Source organism: Cellulosimicrobium sp. SL-1, from assembly GCF_011033075.1.
Taxonomy (GTDB): Bacteria; Actinomycetota; Actinomycetes; order Actinomycetales; family Cellulomonadaceae; genus Cellulosimicrobium; species Cellulosimicrobium funkei.
In genome coordinates, this window is sequence record NZ_JAACJC010000009.1 from 20,989 (window position 1) to 33,184 (window position 12,196).

Below are 12,196 nucleotides of genomic sequence, written 5' to 3' on the forward strand. Positions count from 1 at the left end.
GGTGGTGCTCGGGTGGTGCCCGGGCGGCCGGCCGACGCAGGTGCCGGCCGCCCGGGACGGGCGGTTCCGCTCAGCTGTCGAGCAGGTCCGCCTTGCCGTCCACGTAGGCGGACTCGAGGCCGTCGAGCACCTCGGTCGGCGACTTCGACTGGTTGATGAGGGACTGGAGCTCGCTGACGATCACGTCGTAGTAGCCGGGCACGGGCCAGTCGGGGTAGAACGCGAGGCCGTCGTCGTCGAGGATCGCCTGGAAGTTCTCGGTGAGCTGCTGCGTGCGCTCGTCCGTGATGACGGACGCGTCACCGGCGACGGGCAGACCACCCTTCTCCGCGAGGATGTCCTGCACCTCGGGGCGCAGCGTGACGTCGATGAACTCCTCGGCGAGGTCGGGCGAGTCCGCGTTCGCGGGGACGACCCACAGGTTGCCGGACGAGCCGACCTGGAGCGTGTTGCCGGGGAAGTTGAACTGGCCCCAGTCGGCGTCCATCTCCTCGACGATGCGGCCGAACCACCACGAGCCGGAGACCATCATCGGGTAGGTGCCGTTGATGAACGAGACGCCCATGTCCTCGGCGGTGAGCGCCGCGGAGTCGGACGCGACGTAGCCGTCCTTGATCCAGGAGTCGAGCTTCTCGGTCGCCTGCGTCATCTCGGGACCGTGGAAGTCGGGGTCGCCGTCGAAGAGCTGGTACTGGTCGATGAAGTCGCGATCGGAGTTCGCGAGCACGAGCTCGTACCAGAGCTGGCCCATCGGGTACTCGGCGCCGGCCTCGGCGAGCGGCGTGACGCCCTGGGCCTTGAACGCCTGCATGACGGTCTCGAGCTCCTCGAGCGTCGTCGGCACCTCGAGCCCGTACTGGGCGAACATGTCCTTGTTGTAGTAGACCTGCACGAACTCGCCGTAGTTCGGGACGCCGTACCACTCGCCCGAGCCCATGAGGCCCTGGTCGTCGTAGGTCGCGGTCGTCTGGAGCGAGCCGCTGAGCTTCTCGTCCCAGCCGCGCTCGGTCGCCGCGTCGGTGAGCGGGGTCAGCAGGCCCTGCGCGGCGAGCTGGCCGGCGGTCGCGTTGCCCTTGTTGTACTCCATGACGTCCGGCACGTCGTCGCCGGTGAGGACGATCTTGGCGTTCTTCTGGATCTGCTCGAACGTCTGCTTCTCGACGACGACGTCGACGTCCGGGTTCTCCTCCTCGAAGATCTCGATCGCCTTGGCCCAGGCCTGGCCCATGGCCGAGTCCTCGTTCTCGTAGTGCCAGATCGTCAGGGTCTGGTCGTCGGACCCGCCGCTGCCGCCGGAGCTCCCGCACGCCCCGAGGGCGAGTGGGAGCGCTGCCACGGCAGCGACGAGCGAGATCTTCCGGGATCGCAGCATGTGCGTGTCCTCCTCATCGAGTTCCGGCGAGGGCCGGAGGGCGGCCGGGCGTCGCCCGGCCGGTCGGTGTTTCAGCGAGCCGCGGGCTCGGGGTCGTCGTCCGGTGCCCGGCCGGCCGCGGGGGCGACGCTGCTGCCGGGCTCGAGGACGCACGGGATGAGCACGTTCGGTGTGCTCGGACGGGAGCCGTCCACGAGGGACAGCAGCTTCTGCACGCCCAGGCGGCCGAGCTCGGCCCCGGGGGCGTGCATGGTGGTGAGCGGCGGGTTGCTCATCTCCCCGACGCCGGGCGACGTGACGATCGACAGGATCGACATGTCGCCGGGGATCGCGACGCCGCGCTGCTGGAGCTCGGCCACGACGCCGAACGTCGCGATCTCGTTCATGGTCACGAACGCCGTGAGGCGGGGCTCGCGCGCGAGCAGCGTCGCGACGGCGTCGCGGCCGGCGCTCGGCGACTCGTCGACGCGCAGCGCGACCGGCTCGAGCCCGCGACGGCGCATCGCCGCCTCGAAGCCCTCCTCGGCACGGAACGTCGGCGCGTAGCCGTCGTCCGCCGTCGCCTGCGAGTGGTTGACGAGCGCCACGTGCCGGTGCCCGAGGTCGACGAGGTGCTGGACCGCGTCGTCCGTCGTGCGCTCGAAGTCGATGTCGACCGACGGCCGGTCGGACACGTCGCGCGTCCGGCCGATCATCGTGTACGGGACCCCGGCCTCGTGCAGCACGTCGACCCGCGCGTCGTCGAGCGCGACCTCCATGAGCAGGACGCCGTCCGCCATCCCCTGGCGCACGAGGTCGCGGACCTCGGGCGCCTGGGTCGTGCGGAAGGGCCACAGGACCAGGTGGTAACCGTTCTCGCGCGCGGTCTCCGCCGCCGACGAGACGAACTCCGCGACCGTGCCGCCGAGACCCTTCTCCATCGCGGGGTAGATGAGGGCCAGCACGTGGCTGCGGCGGGACGCGAGGCCGCGGGCCATCGCGTTGGGCTGGTAGCCGAGCTCGGCCATGGCGTCCTCGATGCGCCGGCGCGTGGCGTCGGAGACCGGGCGCGTGCCGGACAGCGCGTACGAGACCGTGCTCAGCGAGACCTGCGCGCGTCGCGCCACGTCCTGCATCGTCGCCATCCTCACCACTCCCCTGTGGTCCGGTCCCGCACCTCGGCCGTCGAAGCGCTTCGTCGAAACGCGTCGTCGAAGCGCTTCGATGTTACGAGTATTGGTTGAACAAATGGGTGGAGTCAAGTCCGTCGTGCGAGAGCACGCTCTCTCGTTTCCGCGGGCGCCCCGACCTGCGAGGACGTCCGGACGCGATCGAGCCGCCAGGCGGCAGCACCGCCCGGCGGCTCGATCGGTCCCCGGCGGGCCCGAGGTCAGGCGGAGAGGTCGACGCTCTCCCCGCCGCGCAGCACCTCGCGCACGCGCAGGTCGCCGTCCGTCACGACGACGTCGGCACGCAGCCCCGCGACCAGCCCGCCGCGGTCGTCGAGGCCGAGCACCCCGGCCGGCGTCCACGACGCCGCGCGGACCGCGTCGACGAGCGGCACGCCCGCCTCGACCGTCTCGCGCACGACGTCGAGCAGGTGGTACGTGCCGCCGGCGATGGAGCCGCCCTCGGTGAGTCGCGCGACGCCGTCCGCGACGGTGACGCGCATCGGGCCGAGCTCGTACGCGCCGTCGGCCATGCCCGCCGCGGCCATCGCGTCCGTGACGAGCGCGACGGCGTCGGGCCCGGCGACCGCGCCGTCCGCCCCCACGTGCGGGCCGACGAGCTCGACGACGCTGCGGATGGTGCCGTGCGCGAGGTGGGTGCCGTCGGCGACGAGCTCGACGACCATCTCGCCGCGCGCGGCCGCCGCGAGGCACGCGGCCACGGGCCCCGGCTCGCGGTGGTGCAGCGGGCGCATCCCGTTGAACAGGTGCGTCGCGGTCAGCCGCGCGCCCGGCCGTCCCGCCGCGGCGAAGGCCGCGACGCCCGCGGCGATCGCCGCCTCGGTCTGCTCGGTGGTCGCGTCCGTGTGCCCGATCGACGGCACGGCGCCGACCTCGACGAGCGTCTCGATCACTCCCCCGGGCCCGACGACGCCCGGCACCTCGGGCGCGACCGTCATGGTGCGCAGGTGCCCGCGCGCCGCGGCGGCGATCTCCCGGACGAGCCCCGGGTCGCCGTCGAGCATGTCGTGCGGGTTCTGGGCGCCGCACCGCACCTCCGAGAGGAACGGGCCCTCGAGGTGGATGCCGACAATCTCGCCCGCCTCCGCGAGGTCGGCGAGCGTCGCCGCGCGGGCGAGCAGGACGTCACGCGGCGCGGTCACGAGCGACGCGACGAGGCTCGTGGTGCCGTGCCGCAGGTGCTCGCGCGCCCCGCCGAGCGCCTCGGCCGCGCTCGTCGCGTCGGGGAAGCTCGACCCGCCGCCGCCGTGGTCGTGCACGTCCACCAGGCCCGGGAGCAGGGTCGCCCCGTCCCCGGCGGGCGCGTCGGGGAACCCTGCGGCCGCCGCCTCCGCGCGCGGGCCGACCCACGCGACCCGTCCGTCGCGGACGGCCACGACGCCGTCGTCGAGCACCCCGTCCGGGGTGACGACGCGGCCCGCGAGGACGCGCGTGGTGCCAGGCTTCTGGTCGGGACGGGGGCTGCGGACGGCGTCGGTCATGGGGCCATTCTGGCGCACTTCGTACACCCGGCGTGCAAACCTCTCGGGTCAGCCGTCGGACGCCTCGAGGAGCCGTCGCGCGCCCCGTCCGAGGTGCAGCGCGAACAGCCGCTGGAACGTCGGCACGGCGAACGAGAACGGCCGCACCCACCACAGCACGGGGCGACTGAAGACGTCGATGCGCCACCACAGGTCCCCGGCGTCGTCGCGCTCGACGGCGAACCGCTCCTCCCCCACGAAAGCGTGGCCCGGGAGCGTCCCGTAGGCGAAGCCCACGCGTCGCTCGGTGCGCTCGACCCACACGACCTCGCACGGCTCGTGCAGCCGCAGGCGCCCGACGCCCAGCAGGGTCGTGACCCGCACGCCCGGGGCGGCGACCGGGGCGTCCGTCTCGAGCCGCACGCGCGCCGCGGCGTGCACCTGCCACCTGAGGAGCTGCTCGCCCAGCCGGGCGAGGTCCTCGGGCGGCCGGGCTCGGTCGGTGAGGCGGCGCCGCACGTGCAGGTGCCGGTACCCGCTGGGCCAGCGGTCCGTGCGCGTCGCCCCGACCTCGAGGTAGGTGAACGTCATGCCGTGCTCCTCTCGGCCCCCGGGCGGGGGCTCGTCGGGTCCGGATCCCCTGCCGGGGACGGGGTCGCGCCGTCGCGCGCGAGCAGCCGGACGCCGAGCAGCGCGCACAGCACGAAGCCGAGCGCGTTCCCGACCCCGTGCGTCGCGGCCATGACGTCGAGGCTCGGGTGGGCGAACCCGAAGGCCTCGCCCCCCGCCCACCACAGCGCGAGCACCATCGACGCGCTCACGACGACGGCCGCCGTGCCGAGCAGCGCGCGGGCCGCGGCCGGTCGCCCGCCGGGGCGCGCGAGCCACCGCACGACGGCGGCCGCCGTCGCCCACAGCGCGAGCGTGAGGACGACCGCCCCGACGAGCTCGGCGACGTCGTCCACGAAGTACCCGACGAGGACGAGCGCCGTCCCGGCCGGGACGCCCCACGCGCCCGCCGTCGCGAGCCGGTCGCCCGGGGCGAGCCGCGCGACCGCGCCGGCGACGAGCGCCGCTCCGAAGCCCGCGTAGAGCATGTGCGGCACCGTGAGGGCGAGGTACGTGCCCGAGAACCCGAGCAGACCCCACCCCGCGCGCTCGGCGACGAGCGCGCTCGCCCCGACCGCAGGCAGCACGAGGGCGGTCACGGTCGCGAGCCGGCTCGCGAGGTCGACGCGCGGCGCCACGTCGCCCAGGTCGGCACCGGGCCCGACGGCGTGCGCGCGCCCCGGGCGGGCGGGAATCGTAACGTCGCGCAGCGTGCGCACGGCGAGGCGGACGCCCGCCCCGAGCAGGACGGCGGACGCGAGGACGAAGGGCAGCGTCAGCACGACGGCCAGCCGGCTGTGCGGCAGCAGGAGGCTCACGACGGCGGCGGCGCCGGCGAGCGGCCACGCGGCGCTGCGCGGCGCCGGGACGACCTGCGGCCCGAGGAGCCGGAGGCCGAGCGGGAGCACGACCACCGCGCCGAGCGCCACGAGCAGCTCGACGACCGCCTCCCCCGCCGGGCTCACGACGACGCCTCGCGGCTCGGGGCCGGCGCCGAGACGTCCTGGACGAGGCGCAGGGCGTCGTCGACCACGCCGCGGGCGACCGGGAGGCGTGCCAGCCGGACGAGGTTGCCGACGAGCGCCGCACCGCCGTCGACGAGGCGGCGCGTGCGCGCGAACCCCGGCGAGGAGTCGTAGACCCAGAAGAGCGTGATGCCGAGCTGCGCCAGCCAGAGCAGCTCCGGCAGGCGCGCCCGGAGGTGCGCCGGGACGCGCGACGACGTCCCCGCCACGACCTCCTCGAAGAGACCGCGCGAGAGGTCGCGCGCGTCGGTCGACGCGGCCGAGAACGGGCTCGCGTCGGAGCCCGGACGGATCGCGACCGAGACGAACTCCGCGCCGAACGCGTGGAAGGGGGCGAACGCGTCGATCGCCGCGCCCCACACGCCGCGCAGCCGGTCGGCGAGCGACCCGCCCGCCGCGAGGACCGGGGCGGCGAGCGCGGCGTGCTCGCGCTGCACGTCGAGGTAGAGCTCCTGGACGAGCGCGCCCTTGGACGGGAAGTGGTAGTACGCGTTCCCCGTGCTCACGCCCGCCTCCGCCGCGACGGCGCGCATCGTCGTGCGCTCGTAGCCGACGTCGCGCAGCATCCGGATCGCGACGTCGCGCAGGTGCGCGCGGGTCCGCTCGGACTTCGGCGTCGCGCTCATGCGTCAGGGCTCTTTTTGAACATGTTCAAAAACTACCACGGCACGATCCCGTCCTGTGCGGTGCAGGACCGGGCCGCGGTGCGCTGACGGCGCGCTCCGAGAGGCCAGCTGCTGCTGTCAGCCGCCGAGCAGGCCGTCCTGGCGGGACGAACAGGCGGTGGTGGCTCGTCCGGGGGTCGGGACGGACCACGACCGCCTGCTCGGCGGTGGGACGGGCGTCAGAAGAGACGCGAGTCGACGTCGTCGACGCCGCGCATCGCGTCGTAGTCGAGCACGAGGCAGCCGATGCCGCGGTCCGTCGCGAGCACGCGCGCCTGCGGCTTGATCTCCTGCGCGGCGAACACGCCGCGCACGGGCGCGAGCAACGGGTCGCGGTTGAGCAGCTCGAGGTAGCGCGTGAGCTGCTCGACGCCGTCGATGTCGCCCCGGCGCTTGATCTCGACCGCGACCGTCGCGCCGAGCGGGTCCTTGGCGAGGATGTCGACGGGACCGATCGCCGTCGGGTACTCGCGGCGCACGAGGGTGTGGCCCGAGCCGAGCAGCTCGATCTGCGCGGCCAGCATCTCCTGGAGGTGCGCCTCGACGCCGTCCTTGACGAGCCCCGGGTCGACGCCGAGCTCGTGCGAGCTGTCGTGCTGCACCTCGTGCAGCTCGATCTCCAGCCGGTCGTCGCTCTTCGCGTGCTGGACGGCCCAGACCTCCGTGACGCCGCGCTCGCGCGCCTCGTCGGAGGGCGCGCGCACCGCGAGCGAGCACGGCGGGCTCATCCAGTTCAGCGGCTTGTACGACCCGCCGTCCGAGTGCAGCAGCACGCTCCCGTCGGCCTTGACGATGAGCACGCGCGTCGCGAGCGGCAGGTGGGCGGACAGGCGGCCCGTGTAGCGGGCGGAGCAGCGGGCGACGACGAGGCGCATGTGGCGGGTCCTCCGGGTCGGTGGTGGGCGGTCCGGTCACGGCGTCTGCCCCCGGGCGACGCCTCAGACGACGACGTCGCGCCGCCCCGGAGGCGCGGCCTCCAGCCAGGAGGCGAGGCCCTCGTAGGCGGCCCGCGACATCGTGAGCTCGAAGTCCTGGCCGCGGTAGCGGCAGCGGACGAGGTAGGTGTCGGACGCCTCGCCGGCGAGCGGCTCACGGCCCGCGATGACGAGGTCGTAGCGGGACCAGGTACGGGCGGGCCGCAGCGACACGGACCACAGCCGCCACCAGTCGATGCGGCCGACGCCGTAGTGCGCGATGCCCGCGACCCAGGGGGCCCCGGGGGCGCCCGCGCGCCGCGCGCCGCACTCGAACGAGCCGACGCGGTGCGACAGGGCGCGCAGACGCCACACCCCCAGCCCGATCGCGACAAGGACGAGGACGAGCAGTCCGAGCGCGATCCAGGCCAGGGGCGTCATGGTCGGGCGGAGGTCAGCGGGCCGGTACGGACTCGACGGAGTCCGCCACGATCGTGACCTGGTTCGAGTCGACGGAGAGGAACCCGCCGGAGACGCGGACCTCGAGGGACTCCCCCTCGCCCGCGATGCGTACCGAGCCCTCCTGCAGCACGGAGAGCAGCGGCGAGTGGTCCGCGAGGATGCCGATCTCGCCGTCCGCCGCGGGGGCCGTGACCCGCTGCGCGCGGCCCGACCAGATCTTGCGGTCCGCCGCCACGAGGTCGACGTTCAGCTGTGCCACGGGAACTCCTTCATGGGCGGTTCATGCCCGGTGTGCTGTCCGGGACGACGCCCGGTCCGCGTACGGCGGACCGGGTCGGGAGCGACGCCCACGGGGCCGGACCCGTACGGCCCGGCCCCGTGCGAGCGTCGGGTCAGGCGCCGTACTCCTTCTGGATGCGGGCCCAGTTGCGCTCGAGGTCCTCGAGGCCACCGATGTTGTAGAAGGCCTGCTCGGAGATGTGGTCGAACTCGCCGTCGGCGATCTTCTTGAACGCCTCGATGGTCTCGCTCAGCGGGACCGTCGAGCCCACGACGCCGGTGAACTTCTCGGCCATGTAGGTGTTCTGGGAGAGGAACTGCTGGATGCGGCGCGCACGCGCGACGACCGTCTTGTCCTCCTCCGAGAGCTCGTCCACACCGAGGATCGCGATGATGTCCTGGAGCTCCTTGTTGCGCTGCAGGATCGACTTCACGCGCGTCGCGACGTCGTAGTGCTCCTGGCCCACGTAGCGCGGGTCGAGGATGCGGCTCGTCGAGGCGAGCGGGTCCACCGCGGGGTACAGACCGCGCGAGGCGATCTCGCGGGAGAGCTCGGTCGTCGCGTCGAGGTGCGCGAACGTCGTCGCCGGCGCCGGGTCGGTGTAGTCGTCCGCCGGGACGTAGATCGCCTGGAGCGACGTGATCGAGTGACCACGCGTCGAGGTGATGCGCTCCTGGAGCAGACCCATCTCGTCGGCGAGGTTCGGCTGGTAGCCGACCGCGGACGGCATGCGCCCGAGCAGCGTCGACACCTCGGAACCCGCCTGCGTGAAGCGGAAGATGTTGTCGATGAACAGGAGGACGTCCTGCTTCTTCACGTCGCGGAAGTACTCCGCCATGGTCAGCGCGGAGAGCGCGACGCGAAGACGCGTGCCCGGGGGCTCGTCCATCTGGCCGAAGACGAGGGCGGTCTTGTCGAAGACGCCCGCGTCCTCCATCTCGTGGATGAGGTCGTTGCCCTCACGCGTGCGCTCACCGACGCCGGCGAACACCGAGACACCGCCGTGGTCCTGCGCGACGCGCTGGATCATCTCCTGGATGAGGACCGTCTTGCCGACGCCCGCACCACCGAAGAGGCCGATCTTCCCGCCCTGCACGTACGGGGTGAGGAGGTCGATGACCTTGATGCCCGTCTCGAACATCGTGGTCTTCGACTCGAGCTGGTCGAACGCCGGGGGCTTGCGGTGGATCGGCCAGCGCTCGGTGATCTCGATCGTCTCGCCGGGCTCGGCGTTGAGGACGTCGCCCGTGACGTTGAAGACCTTGCCCTTGGTGACGTCGCCGACGGGGACGCTGATCGGGGCGCCCGTGTCGGTGACCTGCGCGCCGCGGACGAGGCCGTCCGTCGGCTTGAGGGCGATCGCACGGATGAGCGAGTCGCCCAGGTGCTGGGCGACCTCGAGCGTGAGCGTGAACGACTTCTCGCCCTCGCCCTGCGACGACAGGTCGATGTCGACGGTCAGCGCGTTGTAGATGTCGGGGATGGCGTCCGCCGGGAACTCGATGTCCACGACGGGGCCGATCACACGAGCGACTCGGCCCACGCCGGGACCGCTGGAGTGCTCGACCTGTGCTTCCACGGTGGTGGCGGTCATTGCTGGCCTCGCTTCGCAGTGCCGGAGTGGTCCCCGGCGGGTTCGGTCAGGATGTCGGTGATGGTGCTGGCCGCGCGGGCCGCGCGGCCCGTCATGACGCCGCCAGGGCGTCGGCACCCGAGACGATCTCGCTGATCTCCTGGGTGATGTCCGCCTGGCGCGCCTGGTTCGCGAGCCGCGTGTAGTTGCGGATGAGGTCCTCCGCGTTGTCCGTCGCGGTGTGCATCGCCCGCTGCCGCGCCGCGAGCTCGGACGCCGCCGCCTCGAGGAGGCAGCTGAAGATCCGGCTGCGGACGTAGCGCGGGAGCAGCGCGTCGAGCACCGCCTCCGGCGAGGGCTCGAAGTCGTACAGCGGGAGCACGTCGTGCTTGCCGGCGGGGGCGACGCCCTCGACGACCTCGAGCGGGAGCATCCGCACGACGCGGGGGCGCTGCGTGACCATGTTGACGAACTGCGTGTAGACGATGTGCAGCTCGCTCACGCCGCCCTCGGCGGCCGGCGCGAGGAACGCACCGAGCAGGGTCTCGGCGATCTCGCCCGCGACCTCCGCGTTCGGGGCGTCCGACCCGTACGACCACGTGCCCGCGAGCTCGCGCCCGCGGAACGTGTAGTACTGGATCGCCCGACGGCCGGCCGCGTAGAGCGCGACCTCCTTGCCCTCGGCGGCGAGCCGCTCCACGAGGCGCTCCGTCTCGCGGATGATCGACGCCGAGTAGGCGCCGGCCATGCCGCGGTCGGACGCGACGACGAGCACCGCGACACGGTTGGTGTCCGTGCGCTCGCTCGTCAGCGGGTGCTGCGTCGTCGTGTGCGTCGCGACGGCCGACACCGCCCGGGTGATCGCCCGGGCGTACGGCGCCGCGGCCGCGGTGCGGTCGCGGGCCTTGCCGATGCGCGACGCGGCGATGAGCTCCTGCGCGCGGAACATCTTCTTGAGCGACTGCGTCGACTTGATCCGCTGCTTGTAGACGCGCTGGGATCCGGCCATGCTCAGGCCCTCTTCTGCCGGACGATCTGCTCCTGCTCGATCTCCGTCTCGGTCTCGTCCTCGGTGTCGCCGCCGACGAGCGGCGTGCCGTCACCCTTGAGGAAGCCGGCACGGAAGGCGTCGACCGCCTCCGAGAGCTGCGCCTCGGTCGCGTCCTCGAGCTTGCCCGTCTCGACGATCGTCGAGAAGACGTCCGTGTTGCGGCGCAGGTGGTCGAGCATCTCGGACTCGAAGCGGCGCACGTCCTCGACGGGGACGTCGTCGAGCTTGCCCTTGGTGCCGGCCCAGATCGACGCGACCTGCTCCTCGACCGGGAACGGCGAGTACTGGCCCTGCTTGAGCAGCTCCATGAGGACCGCACCCCGCTGGAGCTGGCCGCGCGACGCCGCGTCGAGGTCGGACGCGAACATCGCGAACGCCTCGAGCGAGCGGTACTGCGCGAGCTCGAGCTTCAGCGTGCCCGAGACCTTCTTCATCGCCTTGACCTGGGCGTCACCACCGACGCGGGACACCGAGATGCCGACGTCGACGGCCGGACGCTGGTCCGCGTTGAAGAGGTCGGACTGGAGGAAGATCTGCCCGTCCGTGATGGAGATGACGTTCGTCGGGATGTACGCCGAGACGTCGTTCGCCTTCGTCTCGATGACCGGCAGACCCGTCATCGAGCCCGCGCCCAGCTCGTCCGAGAGCTTCGCGCAACGCTCGAGGAGGCGGGAGTGCAGGTAGAAGACGTCACCGGGGTACGCCTCGCGGCCCGGCGGGCGGCGCAGCAGCAGCGACACGGCGCGGTACGCCTCGGCCTGCTTCGACAGGTCGTCGAACACGATGAGGACGTGCTTGCCGCCGTACATCCAGTGCTGGCCGATGGCCGAGCCGGTGTAGGGGGCGAGGTACTTGAAGCCCGCCGGGTCGGACGCCGGGGCCGCGACGATCGTCGTGTACTCGAGCGCGCCGGCCTCCTCGAGGGCACCGCGGACCGACGCGATCGTCGAGCCCTTCTGGCCGATGGCGACGTAGATGCAGCGGACCTGCTTGGTCGGGTCGCCCGACTCCCAGTTCGCCTTCTGGTTGATGATCGTGTCGATCGCGATCGCCGTCTTGCCCGTCTGGCGGTCGCCGATGATCAGCTGACGCTGACCGCGGCCGATCGGGATCATCGAGTCGATCGCCTTGAGGCCCGTCTGGAGGGGCTCGTGGACCGACTTGCGCGCCATGACGCCGGGCGCCTGGAGCTCGAGGGCGCGGCGGCCCTCCGTCGCGACCTCGCCGAGACCGTCGATCGGGTTGCCCAGCGGGTCGACGACGCGACCGAGGTAGCCGTCACCGACCGGGACGGAGAGGACCTCGCCCGTGCGACGGACCTCCTGCCCCTCCTCGATGCCGGTGAACTCGCCGAGCACGACGACACCGATCTCGCGGACGTCGAGGTTGAGGGCGAGACCGAGGGTCCCGTCCTCGAAGCGCAGCAGCTCGTTGGCCATCGCGCCCGGGAGACCCTCGACCTGGGCGATGCCGTCGGCGGCCAGGGTGACCCGGCCCACCTCCTCGGACACGGCGCCCTCGGGCTCGTAGGACTTCACGAAGCTGTCCAGAGCGGCCCGGATCTCCTCCGGCCGGATCGTCAGCTCAGCCATTGCTCTTCTCCTGTCGTGGCCGCA

General features: G+C 72.8%; 12 protein-coding genes. All 12 read right to left on the reverse strand.

The window, feature by feature from the left end; genetic code table 11:
* Nucleotides 1–70: 70 nt before the first annotated feature.
* The 12 genes from GWJ10_RS14445 to atpA all read right to left on the reverse strand — a co-directional run bounded on the left by GWJ10_RS14445 (nt 71) and on the right by atpA (nt 12,172).
* Entirely contained in the window at nt 71–1,372 is a 1,302-nt protein-coding gene (locus tag GWJ10_RS14445) for an extracellular solute-binding protein (protein ID WP_076406003.1), read from the reverse strand.
* 71 nt (nt 1,373–1,443) lie between these two features.
* A complete protein-coding gene (locus GWJ10_RS14450) occupies nt 1,444–2,487 on the reverse strand; it encodes a LacI family DNA-binding transcriptional regulator (RefSeq protein WP_198285596.1) in 1,044 nt (347 codons plus the stop codon).
* 254 nt (nt 2,488–2,741) lie between these two features.
* On the reverse strand, nt 2,742–4,022 hold the full coding sequence (locus GWJ10_RS14455; RefSeq protein WP_163188246.1) for an amidohydrolase family protein: 1,281 nt from the start codon (nt 4,020–4,022) through the stop codon (nt 2,742–2,744).
* Between the two features lie 48 nt (nt 4,023–4,070).
* Nucleotides 4,071–4,592, reverse strand: coding sequence for a DUF1990 domain-containing protein (locus tag GWJ10_RS14460; RefSeq protein WP_163188248.1), 522 nt, complete (start codon nt 4,590–4,592; stop codon nt 4,071–4,073).
* Entirely contained in the window at nt 4,589–5,575 is a 987-nt protein-coding gene (locus tag GWJ10_RS14465; protein WP_163188250.1) for a YndJ family transporter, read from the reverse strand. Before GWJ10_RS14465 ends, GWJ10_RS14460 begins: the two co-directional genes overlap by 4 nt.
* Entirely contained in the window at nt 5,572–6,261 is a 690-nt protein-coding gene (locus tag GWJ10_RS14470) for a TetR family transcriptional regulator (protein ID WP_163188252.1), read from the reverse strand. Before GWJ10_RS14470 ends, GWJ10_RS14465 begins: the two co-directional genes overlap by 4 nt.
* 218 nt (nt 6,262–6,479) lie before the next feature.
* The gene (gene nucS / locus GWJ10_RS14475) at nt 6,480–7,175 is read right to left on the reverse strand and encodes an endonuclease NucS (RefSeq protein ID WP_021480889.1); all 696 of its coding nucleotides are present in this window, start codon (nt 7,173–7,175) and stop codon (nt 6,480–6,482) included.
* A 63-nt stretch (nt 7,176–7,238) separates the two neighbouring features.
* The gene (locus GWJ10_RS14480) at nt 7,239–7,655 is read right to left on the reverse strand and encodes a DUF2550 domain-containing protein (protein ID WP_034653511.1); all 417 of its coding nucleotides are present in this window, start codon (nt 7,653–7,655) and stop codon (nt 7,239–7,241) included.
* 13 nt (nt 7,656–7,668) lie between these two features.
* Nucleotides 7,669–7,935 (reverse strand): F0F1 ATP synthase subunit epsilon, encoded by a 267-nt coding sequence (locus GWJ10_RS14485; protein ID WP_021480887.1) that lies wholly within the window; start codon nt 7,933–7,935, stop codon nt 7,669–7,671.
* Between the two features lie 133 nt (nt 7,936–8,068).
* Nucleotides 8,069–9,550 (reverse strand): F0F1 ATP synthase subunit beta, encoded by a 1,482-nt coding sequence (gene atpD / locus GWJ10_RS14490; protein WP_021480886.1) that lies wholly within the window; start codon nt 9,548–9,550, stop codon nt 8,069–8,071.
* Nucleotides 9,551–9,641: 91 nt separating this feature from the next.
* Complete coding sequence (locus GWJ10_RS14495; RefSeq protein WP_021480884.1) at nt 9,642–10,538, reverse strand: F0F1 ATP synthase subunit gamma; 897 nt, start codon at nt 10,536–10,538, stop codon at nt 9,642–9,644.
* 2 nt (nt 10,539–10,540) lie between these two features.
* On the reverse strand, nt 10,541–12,172 hold the full coding sequence (atpA, locus tag GWJ10_RS14500; protein WP_034653508.1) for a F0F1 ATP synthase subunit alpha: 1,632 nt from the start codon (nt 12,170–12,172) through the stop codon (nt 10,541–10,543).
* Nucleotides 12,173–12,196: the final 24 nt, after the last annotated feature.

Bases quoted from the DNA above. Each gene is read 5' to 3' on its own strand.
- nucS (WP_021480889.1), bottom strand. From the start codon at position 7,175: ATGCGCCTCGTCGTCGCCCGCTGCTCCGCCCGCTACACGGGCCGCCTG.
- GWJ10_RS14495 (WP_021480884.1), bottom strand. From the start codon at position 10,538: ATGGCCGGATCCCAGCGCGTCTACAAGCAGCGGATCAAGTCGACGCAG.
- GWJ10_RS14450 (WP_198285596.1), bottom strand. From the start codon at position 2,487: ATGCAGGACGTGGCGCGACGCGCGCAGGTCTCGCTGAGCACGGTCTCG.
- GWJ10_RS14470 (WP_163188252.1), bottom strand. From the start codon at position 6,261: ATGAGCGCGACGCCGAAGTCCGAGCGGACCCGCGCGCACCTGCGCGAC.
- GWJ10_RS14460 (WP_163188248.1), bottom strand. From the start codon at position 4,592: ATGACGTTCACCTACCTCGAGGTCGGGGCGACGCGCACGGACCGCTGG.
- GWJ10_RS14455 (WP_163188246.1), bottom strand. From the start codon at position 4,022: ATGACCGACGCCGTCCGCAGCCCCCGTCCCGACCAGAAGCCTGGCACC.
- GWJ10_RS14480 (WP_034653511.1), bottom strand. From the start codon at position 7,655: ATGACGCCCCTGGCCTGGATCGCGCTCGGACTGCTCGTCCTCGTCCTT.
- atpA (WP_034653508.1), bottom strand. From the start codon at position 12,172: ATGGCTGAGCTGACGATCCGGCCGGAGGAGATCCGGGCCGCTCTGGAC.
- GWJ10_RS14445 (WP_076406003.1), bottom strand. From the start codon at position 1,372: ATGCTGCGATCCCGGAAGATCTCGCTCGTCGCTGCCGTGGCAGCGCTC.
- atpD (WP_021480886.1), bottom strand. From the start codon at position 9,550: ATGACCGCCACCACCGTGGAAGCACAGGTCGAGCACTCCAGCGGTCCC.